Origin of the sequence: Thalassotalea euphylliae (assembly GCF_042682785.1) — a bacterium.
Lineage (GTDB): Bacteria > Pseudomonadota > Gammaproteobacteria > Enterobacterales > Alteromonadaceae > Thalassotalea_F > Thalassotalea_F euphylliae.
Genome location: NZ_JBHUIB010000001.1, coordinates 373,527 through 390,325, shown reverse-complemented (window position 1 = coordinate 390,325; position 16,799 = coordinate 373,527). Strand labels below are relative to the sequence as shown.

Below are 16,799 nucleotides of genomic sequence, written 5' to 3'. Positions count from 1 at the left end.
ATAAAAACGATTTACTATGTTTAATAGAGCGCATTTTGAAAATAAACGAATTCTGGTATTGGGCCTTGGCCTAACCGGCATGTCGTTTGTGCGTTTTCTAACGAAGCATAATTTACCGTTTAGTGTAAACGATAGCCGTACAGGGTTATCACAGTTCGACGATTTTTACAGCCAATACCCTCACATTGACCTTGTCACCGGTAGTTGGAGCAGTCGCTTAATTATTCAGGCTGATATTATATTTGTCAGTCCTGGCGTCGATACTACTGCCGCTGAGATTGCTAACTTTATTCAGCCTAGCTGCGATGTTCTTGGTGATATCGAACTTTATGCAAGAATTAGCGATGTGCCTTGTGTGGCTGTAACAGGATCGAATGGTAAGTCTACTGTAGTAAACCTAGTCCACCATATCGGACAGGAGCTGGGCGTAAAAACACAACTAGGTGGCAATGTAGGTGTTCCAGTATTAGATACCTTAGACGATGCACCTGAGCTTATGGTGATGGAGCTATCGAGTTTTCAGCTTGAAACTATTAGCAGTTTGAAACCCAAAGCAGCATGCGTATTGAACCTTAGTGATGATCACTTAGACCGTCACAAAACCATGCAAGTCTATGGTGAGTTAAAGCGTCGTATTTATAACAACGCGGATACGTTGGTGTTCAATGTCGATGATAAAGCGACTTATCCAGAGAGCATTCATGCTGAGAACGTCATTGGATTTACCCAAGCCGCGCCAAGCCAGCAACAGTATGGTATCAGCGATCTTGATGGTCAGTTAATGCTAACTTATGGTGAAACATCAGTTATACCTGTTGCTGAACTGCCTATTTCAGGCATCCATAATGCCACGAATATTATGGCAGCGCTTGCAATAGGCAAAGCTGTTGGCTGGGATATGCAAGCTATGGTTGCTGCATTACCTACTTTCAAAGGGTTGCCACATCGCTTTGAGCGTGTTGCTAGCAATGATGACTTATTTTGGATTAATGATTCTAAAGCGACAAATGTTGGCGCAACCATCGCCGCTATTGAAGGGCTAGCACCAACGCTAAGTGATTCACAGCAGCTTATTTTAATTGCTGGCGGTGAAGGAAAAGGGGCTGATTTTACACCACTTAAAACTCCTATCGCTCAGCATATTTCATGGTTAATCGCACTAGGTAAAGACAAATCAGCATTAACGCTGTTGACTGAAAACGCTAGTGAAGTGGATACCATGGATCAAGCAGTTGCACTGGCTCGTCAAAAATCGCAAAAAGGTGATGTGATTTTGTTGTCTCCAGCATGTGCAAGTATCGACATGTTCGCAAACTTTGTGGCGCGTGGTGAAGCATTTGTCTCCGCAATTGCTCAATCAAGGGAGGCAAGCTAATGGCAGCTAACTTCTCTTTAAGCGCAATTGCAATGCCTACACTACCAGATTGGATGAAGGTAGAAACTAACGCTAATGTGACGTTTGATCGCTCTTATATTGTGTTAATGGTGACCATGTATACCATTGGCCTTATTATGGCCGCTAGCTCTTCAATGCCCGTCGCTGAGCGTCTTTTTAGTGACCCATTCCATTTTGTTATTCGTCATAGCATCTACATTGGCCTAAGTGTCGTCATTGCGGCAGGCACTTTACAAATACCAATGAGTTGGTGGCATCAAAATAGCGGTAAATTATTGTTGTTAGCCGTTGCCTTGCTTATTGTTGTGTTAGCCATAGGTCGAACAGTAAATGGTTCTACTCGTTGGATAGTTGTTGGCCCTATTACCATTCAAGCGGCAGAGCCAGCGAAATTATTCTTCTTTTGTTATCTATCTGCTTATTTAGTGCGTCGCCGTGACGAAGTCATGGAGAACATCAAAGGCTTTGCAAAGCCGCTCGTTGTCTTTGGTGTGCTTGCCATGTTGCTATTGTTACAACCAGACCTTGGTACTGTGATTGTAATGTTTGTTACAACCTTTGGCTTATTATTCCTCGCCGGTGCGAAGTTGTGGCAGTTCATCGCTGTTGCCTTGGTTGGCTTGGGTGCGTTATCATCGCTCGCTTATTTTGAACCCTACCGGTGGCGCCGTGTCACCAGCTTCTTAGATCCATGGGCAGATCCTTTCGGCAGTGGCTACCAGTTAACGCAATCGTTGATGGCTTACGGTCGTGGCGAAATGTTCGGTCAAGGTCTTGGTAATAGTATTCAAAAGTTAGAATATCTTCCGGAAGCACACACCGACTTTGTTATGGCGGTGCTCGCGGAAGAGTTTGGTTTTATTGGCATCAGCGCCATTTTAGTTTTAAGTAGTATTTTAGTGATCAAAGCGTTATTGCTTGGCCGTCGCGCAATCAACAAAGAAAAGTATTTCGAAGGCTTTTTTGCTTACGGCATTGGTATTTGGTTCTGTTTCCAAGCCGCGGTAAATGTTGGTGCCAGCGCAGGTATTGTGCCGACCAAAGGACTAACGATGCCGCTCATTAGTTATGGCGGCAGCTCAACCATTATCATGACAATAGCCGTGGTTGTTCTTTTACGGATAGACCATGAGTTGCGTTTGCAAAGCCTGCAAGCGACCAAATCGACACGTAAGCCAGCTAAGCAGGAGGCGCAAGATGACGCATAGTTCTCCTAAATTGTTGGTCATGGCTGGTGGTACTGGGGGACATATTTTCCCTGGTATTGCTGTAGCGAAAGCGCTCGAATTGGAAGGTTGGGATATTCATTGGTTAGGCACTGCTAATCGTATGGAAGCCGATATTGTCCCTCAACAAGGCTACAAAATTTCTTTTATCAATATTGCGGGTATGCGTAATAAAGGCTGGAAGGAACTTATCAAAGTGCCTTTTAAGTTACTGCAGTCTGTTATGCAATCGGTAAAAGTGATTCGTGAAATTAACCCGGACGTCGTTTTAGGAATGGGTGGTTACGCCAGTGCGCCGGGTGGCGTTGCTGCATGGTTGTTACGTAAGCCTTTGGTATTACACGAGCAAAATGCCGTTGCAGGTATGAGCAATCGTTATTTGGCAAAAATAGCGAATACAGTGCTTTGTGCATTTCCTAATGCGTTTAAGCCAAATGTCCAGGCCAACGTTGTGGGTAATCCGCTTCGTAAAGAAATGATTGAACTTGAGCATGTTGTGCCTGAGCAAGCGTCTGAAACGAAGAAAGTGTTAGTTGTTGGCGGAAGTCTCGGTGCGAAAGTATTTAACGACACAGTACCTTCAGCCATCAAGCAAATACAGCAGCAGCAAATTAATGTTTGGCATCAAACTGGAAAAGGAAATGCTGAACAAGTAAATGCAAGCTACGAGCAACATGGCATTGCTAACGACCGTATCAAGGTTACAGAGTTTATTGAAGATATGGCGCAAGCGTATGAATGGGCCGATGTTGTTGTGTGCCGTGCCGGTGCTTTGACTGTATCGGAATTGGCGATGGCGGGTAAACCAGCAATATTTATCCCACTTCCTCATGCCGTGGATGATCATCAAACGAAAAATGCAAATTATCTTGTACAACGCGGTGCAGCAAAATTAATAGCGCAGCGCGACTTTAACGGTACTACGCTAGCACAAATGCTAAACAGTTTATTTGGTTCCGACATTGTCGTGAAGAACATGTCGAAGGCAGCATTAGATGCTGCTCATGCTGATGCCACAACGAAAGTAGCGAAAGCTTGTAAGGAGTTAGTGGCGAATGACTAGACAAGAGAAATTAAAAGCAATGCAGATCCCTGAAATGCGCCGAGTGAGTCAAATCCACTTTGTTGGAATTGGTGGTGCCGGTATGGGCGGTATTGCTGAAGTATTGTTAAACGAAGGTTACCAAATTTCAGGCTCTGATATTGCTGAGAATGCTGTGGTAAAACGCTTGGTATCACTTGGTGCGACTGTCAATATCGGCCATCAAGCAAGCAATATCGATGGTGCTAGTGTTATTGTGGTGTCTACCGCTATCGATAAAACAAACCCTGAAATTGTATCTGCGTTTGAACAACGCATTCCTGTGGTTCGTCGTGCAGAAATGCTAGCGGAGTTGATGCGCTTTAGACACGGTATCGCTATCGCTGGCACGCACGGTAAAACAACGACAACCAGTTTGATTGCGAGTATTTTTGCTGAGGCTGAACTTGACCCTACTTTTGTTATTGGAGGCCTTTTAAATAGTGCAGGTACCAATGCAAGATTGGGATCTAGCCGATACTTGGTTGCAGAAGCCGACGAGTCTGATGCGTCTTTCTTGCACTTGCAGCCAATGGTCTCTGTCGTCACCAATATTGACGAAGATCACATGGATACGTATGAAGGCGATTTCGAAAAACTTAAGGATACCTATGTCGAGTTTCTCCACAACCTACCTTTCTATGGTTTAGCCGTTGTATGTGTCGATAACCCTGTTGTACGAGAATTGTTGCCGCGTATTAGTCGTCAGTTTACTACGTATGGTTTTTCAGAAGATGCAGATGTTCGTGCGTTTAACTACACCCAAAGTGCTGGCGCAACCACATTTATGGTTGAGCTTGATGGTGAAGCGCCTTTTGAAGTGCAAGTTAATTTGCCTGGCGAGCACAACGCACTGAATGCTCTTGCTGCGATTGCCGTTGCAAAAGATGAAGGTATCGACAACGCTGCTATTCGTCGTGCGCTCGAGAAATTTGCGGGTATTGGTCGTCGTTTTGAACAGCTAGCCAATTTAAGTACTGGTGCAGGTGATATGGTGCTTGTTGACGATTATGGTCACCACCCTAAAGAAGTGGAAGCAACAATCAAAGCGATGCGTAAAGGTTGGCCTGAAAAACGTTTAATCATGGTGTTTCAGCCGCACCGTTACTCGCGAACTCGCGACCTGTTCGAAGATTTTGTCGAAGTACTGTCTGAAGTGGATGCCTTATTCTTACTTGACGTGTACGCGGCCGGCGAAACACCTGTTGCAACTGCGGACAGTAAATCACTTGCACGTGCTATTCGTCAGCGCGGTGTGATTGAGCCCGTCTATGTGAGTGATACAGATAAATTAGCAAGCTTATTGGCCAATCAGCTTGAATCAGGTGACATGATCATTACGCAAGGTGCTGGAAACATAGGTGCTATTGCTAAGAGTCTAGCTGTCCACCCTGCATTGAATGTGGAGGGGAGCAATGACTAAGTATCATTCTATTGCTGTCCTTTATGGCGGAACGTCGGCAGAAAGAGAGGTGTCCTTAGATTCAGGTAAAGCGATTGCAAAGGGGCTAGAGAATTCTGGCTTTAATGTGTCGCTGGTAGACACTAAATTTACCTCGCTTGCAGAGCTCAGCACGATGGATATCGATTGTGTGTTTATCGCATTGCACGGCCGAGGTGGCGAAGATGGTTGTTTGCAAGGTGCGCTTGAGTTCTTGGGGCTGCCATATACAGGCTCTGGTGTACTCGGTTCGGCACTTTGTATGGATAAAGTGCGTTCAAAGCAAATTTTTCAGTCGTCTGACTTACCAACTGCACCTTATCGGGTTGTGAAGCAATCACACTATAAAGTAGAAGATTGCCAAAAGATACTTTCAGCGCTTGGCGGTAAAGCTATGGTCAAGCCTGCAAACGAAGGTTCAAGTATTGGTATGGCGAAGGCTGAAAATGCAGAACAATTGGCTTCAGCACTGGAAGCTGCATTCGCATATGATAGCGAAGTGTTGATTGAGGCATGGATTAATGGCCCTGAATACACCGTCGCCATATTAGGCGATCAGGTTTTACCGCCTATCCACATGGAAACGCCTCGTGAGTTCTATGACTACAAAGCGAAGTATCAAAGTACAACAACCCAATATCACTGTCCTGCAGATTTATCGGCAGAAGATGAGACAGAATTGAAACGAATTGCGAAAGATGCATTTGATGCCGTGGGCGCTTGTGGTTGGGGGCGTGTTGATGTGATGCGCACCCATGAAGGCCAGTGGCAGTTATTGGAAGTGAATACCGTACCTGGGATGACAGAGACGTCATTAGTCCCTAAAGCAGCTAAAGCTATGAATATAGATTTTGCTAGTTTGGTGAAACGAATAGTGGAGCTTGTGAAGTAATGACGAAAGCTGCCACCCAATCATTAAAGCAAGTGCATTGGTCATTTTGGCTAGGTCTTACTTTTTTCTTTTTTGTTGTGGTTGGTTTGTTATCTGTCGTTTGGTTTGTTAGCAAGCGCGTTAGTGCGGAAGAAACTGCACCGGTAACGCAGGTGGTTATCAGCGGAGAAATGCCATACACCAAAGAGCAAGATATTTTGCTGGCGATTGAACCGCTAAATATAGGTAATTTTTTTAAGGTAGATGTTAATCAAGTGCAGGCGCGTGTTGACGACTTGCCTTGGGTGTACTCGGTAGCAGTGCGAAAGCATTGGCCAAATGAGTTAAAGATTTATGTGGTTGATCAGTCGCCGGTAGCTCGATGGAATGGTGACTTTTTTATTAATCAGCAAGGTGTAGCATTTCAAGCGAATGCAGAGCGAATGTTTCACCCTCTACCTCAATTTTTTGGTCCAGAAGGTAGTGAAGAGATCGCGCTAGAGAATTATCGCAACCTAAATAATTTGTTGTCATACAACAAGTTGTCTATTGCTGAATTGGTGCTAACAGAGCGTTTTTCATGGCAACTCACGTTAAGTGATGGCGTGCAGCTTAATCTAGGGCGTGAAGAACGCGTACAACGTGTGCAGAGGTTTATGGATATTTATCCACAGATCAAAGCGTACCGTGAAGATAAACAATTAATTGATTATATCGATTTACGATATGACACAGGTGTAGCCGTTGGCTGGAAACCAGCCTCGGAAGAAAGAGTATAACGAGATGGCAAAAGTGGCAGACAGAAAATTAGTCGTAGGTTTGGATATCGGTACTTCCAAGATATCTGTTGCCGTTGGCGAAATTACACCGGATAACACATTAAGCATCGTTGGAGTTGGTAATCAGCCTTCTCGTGGCATGGATAAAGGCGGTGTGAACGACTTGAATCTTGTGATTCAGTCAATTCAGCGTGCCATTAATGAAGCTGAATTGATGGCGGATTGTCGTATAACCTCAATTTATTTAGGCATTTCAGGCAAGCATATCAGTTGTCAAAATGAAAACGGTATGGTGCCGATTAGTGACAACGAAGTAGTGCAAGAAGACGTTGATAACGTTATTCATACGGCTCGTTCTGTGCCCCTATCTGCTGAACGCACCATTCTACATGTATTACCGCAAGAATTTAGTATCGACTGCCAAGACGGCATTAAGAGCCCTATTGGTATGTCAGGTGTTCGTATGGAAGCGAAAGTCCATATTGTTACGTGTGCTAATGATATGGCAAAGAACTTAGTCAAATGTGTTGAACGCTGTGAGCTTCAAGCCGACCAACTTATTTTCTCAGCATTGGCATCTAGTTACTCTGTCGTAACAGAAGATGAGAAAGAGTTAGGTATTTGTGTCGTGGATATGGGCGCAGGTACGATGGACATCGCTGTATTTACTGGCGGTGCTCTACGCCATACAGCGGTCATCCCTGTGGCGGGAAATCAGGTTACTAGTGATATTGCGAAGATTTTTCGCACACCACTGAGTCATGCCGAAGATATTAAAGTGCAATACGCCTGCGCGTTACGCCAAATGGTCAGCATGGAAGAAAGTATTGAAGTGCCTAGTGTTGGTGGGCGTCCAGCTCGCATTATGTCTCGACATACACTTTCAGAGGTAGTTGAGCCTCGTTATCACGAGCTATTCGAACTGATTCAAGAAGAGTTGCGTGAAGCAGGCCTAGCCGACCAAATTGCCGCTGGTTACGTGTTAACTGGTGGTACAGCGAAAATGGAAGGTGTTGTCGAGTTTGCTGAAGAAGTATTCCAAATGCCAGTGCGTATTGCCAAGCCTTTACCTGTTGAGGGCTTAAATGACTACGTAGACGACCCAACTTACGCAACGGTTGTCGGCTTATTGCATTACGGACTTCAAGAAAGTGGTAACGAAGAGACAACAAAGAAGAATGTAGAAGGGGTGACTGATTTATGGTCACGTCTGACTGCCTGGTTTAAAGGCGAATTTTAACGGTTGCACTTCTCATTGACCCTTATTCAGTGAGAAGCGCAACAAATTGTAATTTTTGGTGGAACAAAAAAGTAAACATACGGAGAGAGAAACTATGTTTGAATTGATGGAAGATCACAGCGAAGAAGCAGTAATTAAAGTCATCGGCGTTGGTGGTGGCGGCGGTAACGCCGTTGAGCACATGGTTAGCCAGACGATCGAAGGTGTAGAGTTTATTACGGCTAACACAGATTCGCAGGCGCTACGTAACTCATCAGCGAATGTAACGCTGCAGCTAGGTAGTGATGTTACGAAAGGGCTAGGTGCTGGTGCAAATCCAGAGATTGGCCGTCGTGCGGCAGAAGAAGATCGTGAAACGATCAAGCAAACGCTTGAAGGTGCTGACATGATTTTCATCGCAGCTGGTATGGGTGGTGGTACCGGTACTGGTGCTGCACCTGTCGTGGCAGAAGTAGCGAAAGAAATGGGAATATTGACAGTAGCTGTTGTAACAAAGCCTTTCCCGTTTGAAGGTAAAAAGCGTATGAACTACGCGGACCAAGGTATCGAATTTCTTGCAAATCACGTCGACTCGTTGATCACTATCCCTAACGAAAAATTATTAAAGGTACTGGGCCCTGGTACGTCTTTACTTGACGCATTCAAAGCGGCAAACAACGTATTACTTGGTGCTGTTCAAGGTATTGCTGAATTGATCACACGTCCAGGTCTAATCAATGTGGACTTTGCAGACGTTCGTACCGTAATGTCTGAAATGGGAACGGCAATGATGGGGTCTGGTATTGCATCAGGCGAAGATCGTGCTGAAGAAGCTGCTGAGGCTGCTATTTCTAGCCCGTTACTCGAAGACGTCGATTTAGCCGGTGCACGCGGTATTCTTGTTAACATTACTGCGGGTATGGATATCAGCATTGACGAATTTGAAACTGTAGGTAATGCGGTTAAAGCGTTTGCGTCTGAAAATGCAACAGTTGTAGTTGGTGCAGTAATCGACCCTGAAATGACAGATGAATTACGTGTAACGGTAGTTGCAACAGGTATTGGGGCTGAGCGCAAGCCAGATATTACATTAGTAAACCCTGCACCAGTCGTTGAACAGCAAGTTGTGGGTGGTGATTTCATTGCTCAACCGCAGGCTGAGCCAATGACAGCGACAATGCCAGAAGCAAATGCACAAGCGCAGCCGGTTAAGACATCGCAAGCGGAATTGGATAACTATTTAGATATCCCTGCGTTTTTGCGTAAACAAGCTGACTAATACATAATTGTTACAAATCGTACAGTTATCGCAGTTTTTTTGATTTTGTTGGTAAATTTTGCTACATTTCGCCACCGCTTATAAAGGTGGTCGGATGTTTTCCGAAATTTTTTAGCTAAGTAAAAGGCAATTTATGATCAAACAACGTACTTTAAAAGATAGCGTTTCAGCCGTCGGCGTTGGTTTACACAAAGGTGAAAAGGTAAAGGTCACTCTCCGTCCTGCACCTGCAAACACTGGTATTGTATTCCGTCGTGTTGACCTAGATCCTGTCGTCGATATTAAAGCGACGCCAGAAGCTGTTGGTGAAACCACTTTATGTACGTGTTTGGTGAACGAGACAGGTGTACAGATTTCCACCGTCGAGCACTTGTTGTCTGCTGTAGCGGGTCTAGGTATTGATAATCTTGTTATTGATGTTGACTCGCCTGAAATTCCAATTATGGATGGCAGCGCATTACCTTTTGTTTACTTGATTCAATCGGTTGGCATCGAAGAGCAAAGTGTAGCTAAACGATTCCTGCGTATTACCAAACCAATTCGTGTTGAAGAAGGTGATAAGTGGGCTGAACTTGTTCCTTATAATGGCTTTAAAGTGAACTTTGCCATTGAGTTTGAACACCCTGTTATCTCGAAAACAGGTCAGCAAATGACTATGGACTTAACGTCTTCGTCATTTATCAAAGAAATCAGCCGTGCACGTACCTTTGGCTTTATGAAAGATATCGAGTTTTTGCGCTCTCACAACCTAGCGTTAGGTGGCAGCTTAGAAAACGCGATTGTGCTTGATGAATATCGTATGCTTAACAAAGATGAGCTGCGTTATGATGATGAATTTGTGAAGCATAAAATCTTGGATGCTATCGGCGACCTATACATGGGTGGTGTAAGTATTCTTGGTGAACTTAAAGCATTCAAATCAGGGCACGCATTGAATAATATTTTACTTCGTGAAGTGTTCAAGCAAGCAGACGCTTGGGAATGGGTTACTTACGAAGATGAAAGTACAGCGCCAATTATGTTTCAAGAAGCGGGCGCTCTAAGCTAGTCAGTCTACAACGACAAATGAATTTCAAAAAAGGTCAGCAATTGCTGACCTTTTTATTTATTGGCGTGCTTCGCAAGTTTTCGTATTTTTTCTTGTAGCGACTTGGGCGCAGATGCTGCTACTTGCTCTAGTTGTTCGGCAGTGTGCCGAGACATATGTTTCTTGGGCTTATCTTCCTCCTTTATAGGCTGCCCATAGGCATGGCTAAAAGGAGATACCTTTAATTGTACTTGATTAATCGCACCTTCAGATGCGTAGGCTAATTGCAGTGCGATATTATTTTTCTCGAATTGCAGTCGTTGGCTCCACACTGCCGATCGGACTTCAATAACTACTGTTTCATTTTTAATATTTGCTATTTGCCAAGTATCTTCTGGCAGATCAGGGCAGGTTTGGCGTACAATTAAATCAATTTTTTTTAAAAAGTTGGTTTTTTGGTTAATTTGTGCCAAAGTGCCGCTCGACTTTGTTAAAAGCGACGCTAATTCAGACGGTTTTTTGTTGTTTCGAAACATACCCAAGCACAATTAATTTCTATCAATATGAGTTTAACACTACTATACCGCGGAAAAAATGTTAGATTCTCAATGAAGCTGACTAAGCTCCATTGGCTGTCTGCGCTTACCGTTTTTGCGTTAGTATCTGGTTTAGTTGTGCACCTGTTTATTTCTAGCAATACGGAGCCGTATCAATTGCAGTCAGGTATAGATCCTGAACAGGAAATTGGTTCGTTACCGACTTCTGACAAGCAGCAAGTGATTGCTTTAACGCTTAAACTTGCAGAGCTTCAGTCACAAGTGCTTCGTTTGAATGCCTTGGGTGATCGCCTAGCTACAGAAAATAATATCCCAGAAAAAGAATTTAATTTTGAAGAGCAACCACCTTCTGGCGGACCTGTACAGGCCATGGAATCGTTGCAAAGTAAAACACTGGCTGATTTGCTGCTAGAAATTGATTCTTTAACGGAAAGCGTTAACAAAGAAGAAAAACAATTAAAGATACTTGAATCCTTAACATTAGGTCACCATATCCAAAGCAATAGTTACTTATCTGGCCGCCCCATTAAAAAAGGGTGGTTGTCATCGTACTATGGTATTCGTAAGGACCCATTCAACGGGCGGCCGGCGATGCACAAAGGCGTAGACTTCGCAGGTAAAGAAGGTGCACCAGTTATAGCAACAGCTTCTGGCGTTGTTGTGTGGTCTGGTGAACGCTATGGATATGGCAACTTAATTGAAATTGACCACGGTGATGGCTACAAAACACGTTATGGCCATAATAAAACACTTGAAGTCGAGTTGGGTGACGTCGTTGAAAAAGGGCAAGTCATTGCCAAGATGGGGAGTACAGGTCGCTCGACAGGGCCACATGTGCACTATGAAATCTTGAGAAACAATGCACAGATTAACCCAATCAAATACGTATACCGCAAAGCCAAGTAATCCGATTGTAAGATAAGTATTGTTGTGAAGGTCTTAACCTTCACTAGCAATTTAGTTATTTATTGCCTTGTAAAATGGTTTAACAAGATGTTCGTAAAATTAATGACCAAACTTTTTGGTAGTCGTAATGACCGACTACTAAAAAAAATGCGTAAAGAAGTTGATAAAATTAACGCGTTAGAGCAAACCTTTGAAGCTCTTTCGGATGAAGAGTTAAAAGGTAAAACGGCAGAGTTTAAAGAACGTCTTGAAAAGGGTGAAACCCTTGATGATATCTTAGTAGAAGCATTCGCTGTTGTTCGTGAAGCCAGTAAGCGTGTATTTGGTATGCGCCACTTCGACGTACAAATGATCGGTGGTATGGTGCTAAACGATGGCAAAATATCTGAGATGCGTACGGGTGAAGGTAAAACGCTAACGGGTACATTACCATCATACCTAAACGGTTTATCTGGCAAAGGGGTGCATGTTGTAACGGTCAATGACTACCTTGCCAAGCGTGATGCTGATTGGTCACGTCCATTATTTGAATTCCTGGGCCTAACAGTAGGTTGTAACATTCCAGGAATGTCGCCAATGGACAAGAAAGCTGCTTATGCATGCGATATTACCTACGGCACAAACAATGAATTCGGATTCGATTACTTACGCGACAATATGGCATTTACGCCAGATGATCGTGTGCAGCGTCCGCTTAACTTTGCCGTAGTGGATGAAGTTGACTCCATTCTTATTGATGAGGCTCGTACGCCGCTTATCATCTCTGGCCAAGCTGAAGATAGCTCTCAGCTTTACATGGCTATTAACTCAATAGTGCCAAGCCTTGAGCGCCAAAGTGAAGAAGACAAAGATGAAGAAACAGGTCAATCTGAAGACTTTGTCGCTGGTGACTTCACTGTTGATGAAAAATCGAAGCAGGTTTACTTAACAGAACGCGGCCAAGTGCGCATTGAAGAAATTCTTCAAGAAAAAGGCTTAATCAAGGAAGGTGAATCTCTATTCGCTGCGGCTAATATCTCATTACTTCATCATGTGATGGCGGCGCTTCGCGCCCATAACTTGTTCCAAAAAGATGTTGACTACATTGTAAAAGAAGATGAAATCGTCATTGTAGATGAGCACACTGGCCGTACGATGGAAGGTCGTCGTTGGTCTGAAGGTCTACACCAAGCAGTAGAAGCTAAAGAAGGTGTAAAAATTCAGAATGAAAACCAAACTCTGGCGTCAATTACATTCCAAAACTATTTCCGTCTATACAATAAATTGGCGGGTATGACAGGTACTGCGGATACGGAAGCATTTGAATTTAACCATATCTATGGTTTAGAAACGGTGATTATTCCGACGAACCGTCCAATGATTCGTAAGGATATGCCGGACCTTATCTATCTGACCGCGGAAGAAAAGTTCGAAGCTATTCTAGAAGATATAAAAGATTGTGTAGAACGCGGTCAGCCGGTCCTTGTTGGTACAATCAGTATTGAAACATCGGAATTCTTATCGTCTTACCTGAAAAAAGCGAAAGTTAAGCACAAAGTACTAAACGCTAAATTCCATGCGCAAGAAGCAGAGATAGTGGCTGAAGCAGGTAAGATTGGTGCGGTTACCATTGCGACTAATATGGCCGGCCGTGGCACAGATATCGTGCTTGGCGGTAACTTAGACGCTGCTATTGCTAAGCTGAATAACCCAACAGAAGAGCAAATTGCCAAAGTTAAAGAGGCATGGCAAGAAGAGCATGACAAAGTATTAGAGCTTGGCGGTCTTCATATTGTTGCGACAGAGCGTCACGAGTCTCGCCGTATCGATAACCAGTTACGTGGTCGTTCAGGTCGTCAAGGTGATGCGGGTTCAACTCGTTTCTATTTGTCTATGGAAGATGGCTTGATGCGTATCTTCGCGTCAGAGCGTATCGCTAATATGATGCGTAAATTAGGGATGGAACGCGGCGAAGCTATTGAGCACCCATGGGTCACCAAGAGCATCGAGAACGCACAACGTAAAGTTGAAGGGCGTAACTTTGATGTGCGTAAGCAATTGTTAGAGTTTGATGATGTTGCGAATGACCAGCGTAAAGTTATTTACGAACAACGTAATGAATTGCTTGATGAAAGCGATATTGGTGAAGTTGTAGGTGTTATTCGTAATGACGTGCTTAACGGTGTCATTGATCAACATATACCACCACAGTCGTTAGAAGAAATGTGGGATGTGTCTGGCTTAGAAGATCGCCTGAAAGGTGAGTTTAATGCTGAGTTGCCAGTTGCGAAATGGCTAGATGAAGACAAAAGCCTTCACGAAGAGACATTACGTGAAAAGATTGTTGAAGAGTTTGAGTCGTCATATAAATCAAAAGAAGAAATGGTGGGGCCAGAAGTACTTCGCCAGTTTGAAAAAGCTGTTATGCTTCAAAGCTTGGACTCTCACTGGAAAGAACATCTAGCGGCGATGGACCATTTGCGTCAAGGTATTCACTTACGTGGTTATGCGCAGAAAAATCCAAAACAAGAATACAAACGCGAGTCGTTTGAACTGTTCTCTGAGATGCTGGATAACTTGAAATATGACGTTGTGGGTATTTTGAGTAAGGTACAAATTCAAGCTGAATCTGATGTAGAAGCTGTAGAAGAACAGCACCGTAAATCAGAAGAGGTACCAAAGAACTTCCAACATCAAGAAGCGAACAACGAAGTTGCGCCTCAGCAACGTCAGCCTAGAGTGGGAAGAAATGATCCTTGTCCCTGTGGCTCGGGTAAAAAATATAAACAGTGTTGCGGTAAATTATCGTAGCCTAGTTAAGGTTTATAAATGCCAGTCAGAGACTGGCATTTTTTTTGGTAATCATTCGGGCAAGTAAATTTATGAAAGTAGTACATGTGGCTGTTGGTGTAATCCTTCGTGATAAGCAAGTCTTTCTTACAAGGAGGCATGAAAATACGCATCAGGGAGGGAAGTGGGAGTTTCCTGGGGGAAAGGTTGAATTGGGAGAAACTGTTGCTCAGGCGCTTGCTAGAGAGCTCAAAGAAGAGGTGGCAATAGATGTACTAGCATGCCAGCCGTTAATGTTGATTGAGCATGATTATGGTGATAAGCAGGTTAAATTAGAAATTTTCGTTGTTGACCAGTTTTCGGGTGAACCCAACTCTTGTGAAGGAAACGAGCAACAGTGGTACTCAATAGGTGAGTTATCTGATATCGATTTTCCTGAAGCAAACTTGGCTATTGTGAATGAACTGAAGTCTGCTTACCGTTAAATCAAGATTTGGCTTTACTCTGGCTCTACAAAAAATTTGTTGTGCTGAACAAACTGCTCTTCTAGCGCGTCTAACATTTCTTCAGACATTGGTTCAGCACTCTGCAGAGGTTGTGATATTTTATGATTTTCTTCGGCCCAGTCACCTAAATCAATCAATTTACAACGTTCAGAGCAAAACGGACGGTATTCGTTTTCAGACTGCCAGACAACTGTTTTTTCACAGGTAGGGCAGTTTACTTTTAAAGACATAGTGGTATTCAGTCAGTGATTTGGGGCGAGTATAGCGCTAGCATTTTGCTAGTTCAAATTTCATGGCTTCATTCGCGTATTTTCTACCGTCTTTGTCACAAGGTCTCATAAAGCGGATCGAATATCGGAAGCGATTGCCACTGACAGTGGGGTAATATTCACTTTGGCTATTTATCTTTATTCTCAATAGTAAAAGCCCTTCACCGTTGTCTTGGTAAAAGCCACTGTCGGTATCGATTTGTTCAAATTCACTCTTCTGGCGCAAAAATTTCATGACCAAGGATATCGATTGTTCCAACTCTTCCAATTGTTTAAACCATTGTGCAGTATCATTACCGACTTTTTCTGGGGATTGGTGCAGCCAGTAATGTAGTTGTGGCAAGTCAAACGTTGAGGTGCCGCCTTGAATTGCAAACCGCTGTTTAACCGTTGCTAGGAATTTATCGTGGCGCAAAGAAGCCCATGGGGGCTGGTTTCCTCTTAATTGACAAACGAGAGAGACAACCTGCTTCAAGTTTTCATCCAATGCAGAGCTATTAATTTCCGGCGACTTCGACCAAACAACCAAATGTTGCTCTAATTTTTCAAGGTCTTTTATGAGTTCGCCGCGGATATCATTACGCTCTAAGGTATCGAATATTGCGAATAATGCGTGAAAAAAAACGAAGTGATTTGTGGTTATGTTTTCGGGAGCACATTGCTTGGCTTGAGCAAACAATTGTTCAAGTTTTAGATAATTCCTGATCCGCTCATTAAGCGGGTGCTCATATAATACTGACGACATAGAACCAACGATGAAGTACAACCTTGTATAGTTAGCTGACGCTATAGTAACCAGAGAATGATAAAATGGCGAATTATTTTAACAGAACTGTCATGTTGCTATCACCACTAATTTTTAAGGCTGCTAGTTAGCATTAAATACTGTTGGTGCAATTCTTCGATGCGGTGATTAAGCTTTTCAAGGTCATTATCGCTGTTGTCGATAACATCATCTGCTTTGCTCAGACGTGTCTGCCGTTCAATTTGAGCCTCTATTATATTTTTAACAAGCTCTGGGGGATTGTTGTCTCTTGCCACGGTTCTTGCTATTTGAAGCTCTTCAGGTATGTCCACAACCAAAGTGCGGTTGGTGAACTGTTCCAGCTTATTTTCAAAGAGAAGTGGTGCTACTAATAGCGTATAAGGAGACTCACTGTTACGTAGTTGAGTGAGCATTTCTTCTCTAATAAGAGGGTGTAACAGTGCATTAAGCCATAATTTATCTTCTTCGTTATTGAAGATGAGTTCCCTTAATTTTGCTCGGTTTAACTCGTTATTCTTATCAAGTATGTCAATGCCAAACCTTTCAATTATGGCCTTTAGCCCAGCTGTTCCAGGTTTCACTACCTGCCTAGCGACAATGTCGGCATCAACTATGATAATGCCTAGCGCATGAAAGAGATTAGCAACGGTGGTTTTCCCGCTGCCAATTCCGCCTGTAAGTCCGACTATCACTTTATACTAGTCCTA

The 16,799-nt window shown here is 43.5% G+C and carries 16 protein-coding genes; 12 read left to right on the top strand and 4 right to left on the bottom strand.

Going from position 1 to position 16,799, the window contains the following annotated elements; all coding sequences use genetic code 11:
- Positions 1-16: 16 nt before the first annotated feature.
- The 9 genes from murD to lpxC all read left to right on the top strand — a co-directional run bounded on the left by murD (position 17) and on the right by lpxC (position 10,340).
- Complete coding sequence (gene murD / locus ACFSJY_RS01775; RefSeq protein ID WP_386030477.1) at positions 17-1,375, top strand: UDP-N-acetylmuramoyl-L-alanine--D-glutamate ligase; 1,359 nt, start codon at positions 17-19, stop codon at positions 1,373-1,375.
- Between the two features lie 32 nt (positions 1,376-1,407).
- Positions 1,408-2,604 (top strand): cell division protein FtsW, encoded by a 1,197-nt coding sequence (gene ftsW / locus ACFSJY_RS01770; RefSeq protein ID WP_386032197.1) that lies wholly within the window; start codon positions 1,408-1,410, stop codon positions 2,602-2,604.
- Positions 2,594-3,685 (top strand): undecaprenyldiphospho-muramoylpentapeptide beta-N-acetylglucosaminyltransferase, encoded by a 1,092-nt coding sequence (gene murG, locus ACFSJY_RS01765; RefSeq protein ID WP_386030475.1) that lies wholly within the window; start codon positions 2,594-2,596, stop codon positions 3,683-3,685. The genes ftsW and murG overlap by 11 nt, the downstream gene beginning before the upstream one ends.
- Positions 3,678-5,126: a UDP-N-acetylmuramate--L-alanine ligase gene (gene murC / locus ACFSJY_RS01760; protein ID WP_386030473.1), complete on the top strand. Its 1,449-nt coding sequence runs from the start codon at positions 3,678-3,680 to the stop codon at positions 5,124-5,126. The genes murG and murC overlap by 8 nt, the downstream gene beginning before the upstream one ends.
- The gene (locus ACFSJY_RS01755) at positions 5,119-6,036 is read left to right on the top strand and encodes a D-alanine--D-alanine ligase (RefSeq protein ID WP_386030471.1); all 918 of its coding nucleotides are present in this window, start codon (positions 5,119-5,121) and stop codon (positions 6,034-6,036) included. Before murC ends, ACFSJY_RS01755 begins: the two co-directional genes overlap by 8 nt.
- Positions 6,036-6,794, top strand: a complete 759-nt coding sequence (locus tag ACFSJY_RS01750) for a cell division protein FtsQ/DivIB (protein WP_386030469.1) — start codon at positions 6,036-6,038, stop codon at positions 6,792-6,794. Before ACFSJY_RS01755 ends, ACFSJY_RS01750 begins: the two co-directional genes overlap by 1 nt.
- 4 nt (positions 6,795-6,798) lie before the next feature.
- Complete coding sequence (gene ftsA / locus ACFSJY_RS01745) at positions 6,799-8,034, top strand: cell division protein FtsA (protein WP_386032195.1); 1,236 nt, start codon at positions 6,799-6,801, stop codon at positions 8,032-8,034.
- 94 nt (positions 8,035-8,128) lie between these two features.
- On the top strand, positions 8,129-9,292 hold the full coding sequence (gene ftsZ / locus ACFSJY_RS01740) for a cell division protein FtsZ (protein WP_386030467.1): 1,164 nt from the start codon (positions 8,129-8,131) through the stop codon (positions 9,290-9,292).
- A 133-nt stretch (positions 9,293-9,425) separates the two neighbouring features.
- On the top strand, positions 9,426-10,340 hold the full coding sequence (gene lpxC, locus ACFSJY_RS01735) for a UDP-3-O-acyl-N-acetylglucosamine deacetylase (RefSeq protein ID WP_386030465.1): 915 nt from the start codon (positions 9,426-9,428) through the stop codon (positions 10,338-10,340).
- A gap of 53 nt (positions 10,341-10,393) precedes the next feature.
- On the opposite strand, the gene ACFSJY_RS01730 is transcribed toward lpxC, so the two are convergent.
- Positions 10,394-10,855, bottom strand: a complete 462-nt coding sequence (locus ACFSJY_RS01730) for a DUF721 domain-containing protein (RefSeq protein ID WP_386030463.1) — start codon at positions 10,853-10,855, stop codon at positions 10,394-10,396.
- Positions 10,856-10,927: 72 nt separating this feature from the next.
- Between ACFSJY_RS01730 and ACFSJY_RS01725 the strand changes: the two genes are divergently transcribed.
- From ACFSJY_RS01725 to mutT, 3 genes are all read left to right on the top strand, one after another.
- Positions 10,928-11,782, top strand: a complete 855-nt coding sequence (locus tag ACFSJY_RS01725) for a M23 family metallopeptidase (protein WP_386030461.1) — start codon at positions 10,928-10,930, stop codon at positions 11,780-11,782.
- A gap of 87 nt (positions 11,783-11,869) precedes the next feature.
- Positions 11,870-14,572, top strand: coding sequence for a preprotein translocase subunit SecA (gene secA / locus ACFSJY_RS01720; protein ID WP_386030459.1), 2,703 nt, complete (start codon positions 11,870-11,872; stop codon positions 14,570-14,572).
- A 71-nt stretch (positions 14,573-14,643) separates the two neighbouring features.
- Positions 14,644-15,036 (top strand): 8-oxo-dGTP diphosphatase MutT, encoded by a 393-nt coding sequence (gene mutT, locus ACFSJY_RS01715; RefSeq protein ID WP_386030457.1) that lies wholly within the window; start codon positions 14,644-14,646, stop codon positions 15,034-15,036.
- A gap of 14 nt (positions 15,037-15,050) precedes the next feature.
- Here the strand turns inward: mutT and yacG are convergent, their stop codons facing one another.
- From yacG to coaE, 3 genes are all read right to left on the bottom strand, one after another.
- Positions 15,051-15,287, bottom strand: a complete 237-nt coding sequence (yacG, locus tag ACFSJY_RS01710; protein WP_386030455.1) for a DNA gyrase inhibitor YacG — start codon at positions 15,285-15,287, stop codon at positions 15,051-15,053.
- A 37-nt stretch (positions 15,288-15,324) separates the two neighbouring features.
- Positions 15,325-16,071: a cell division protein ZapD gene (gene zapD / locus ACFSJY_RS01705; RefSeq protein ID WP_386030453.1), complete on the bottom strand. Its 747-nt coding sequence runs from the start codon at positions 16,069-16,071 to the stop codon at positions 15,325-15,327.
- A 107-nt stretch (positions 16,072-16,178) separates the two neighbouring features.
- A complete protein-coding gene (gene coaE / locus ACFSJY_RS01700) occupies positions 16,179-16,784 on the bottom strand; it encodes a dephospho-CoA kinase (RefSeq protein ID WP_386030451.1) in 606 nt (201 codons plus the stop codon).
- Positions 16,785-16,799 lie beyond the last annotated feature (15 nt).

Coding starts and splice junctions, on each gene's coding strand:
- ACFSJY_RS01750 (WP_386030469.1), top strand. CDS start 6,036: ATGACGAAAGCTGCCACCCAATCATTAAAGCAAGTGCATTGGTCATTT.
- lpxC (WP_386030465.1), top strand. CDS start 9,426: ATGATCAAACAACGTACTTTAAAAGATAGCGTTTCAGCCGTCGGCGTT.
- ftsA (WP_386032195.1), top strand. CDS start 6,799: ATGGCAAAAGTGGCAGACAGAAAATTAGTCGTAGGTTTGGATATCGGT.
- mutT (WP_386030457.1), top strand. CDS start 14,644: ATGAAAGTAGTACATGTGGCTGTTGGTGTAATCCTTCGTGATAAGCAA.
- ftsW (WP_386032197.1), top strand. CDS start 1,408: ATGCCTACACTACCAGATTGGATGAAGGTAGAAACTAACGCTAATGTG.
- secA (WP_386030459.1), top strand. CDS start 11,870: ATGTTCGTAAAATTAATGACCAAACTTTTTGGTAGTCGTAATGACCGA.
- yacG (WP_386030455.1), bottom strand. CDS start 15,287: ATGTCTTTAAAAGTAAACTGCCCTACCTGTGAAAAAACAGTTGTCTGG.
- murG (WP_386030475.1), top strand. CDS start 2,594: ATGACGCATAGTTCTCCTAAATTGTTGGTCATGGCTGGTGGTACTGGG.
- murC (WP_386030473.1), top strand. CDS start 3,678: ATGACTAGACAAGAGAAATTAAAAGCAATGCAGATCCCTGAAATGCGC.
- ACFSJY_RS01730 (WP_386030463.1), bottom strand. CDS start 10,855: ATGTTTCGAAACAACAAAAAACCGTCTGAATTAGCGTCGCTTTTAACA.
- murD (WP_386030477.1), top strand. CDS start 17: ATGTTTAATAGAGCGCATTTTGAAAATAAACGAATTCTGGTATTGGGC.
- ACFSJY_RS01725 (WP_386030461.1), top strand. CDS start 10,928: ATGAAGCTGACTAAGCTCCATTGGCTGTCTGCGCTTACCGTTTTTGCG.
- ACFSJY_RS01755 (WP_386030471.1), top strand. CDS start 5,119: ATGACTAAGTATCATTCTATTGCTGTCCTTTATGGCGGAACGTCGGCA.
- ftsZ (WP_386030467.1), top strand. CDS start 8,129: ATGTTTGAATTGATGGAAGATCACAGCGAAGAAGCAGTAATTAAAGTC.
- zapD (WP_386030453.1), bottom strand. CDS start 16,071: ATGTCGTCAGTATTATATGAGCACCCGCTTAATGAGCGGATCAGGAAT.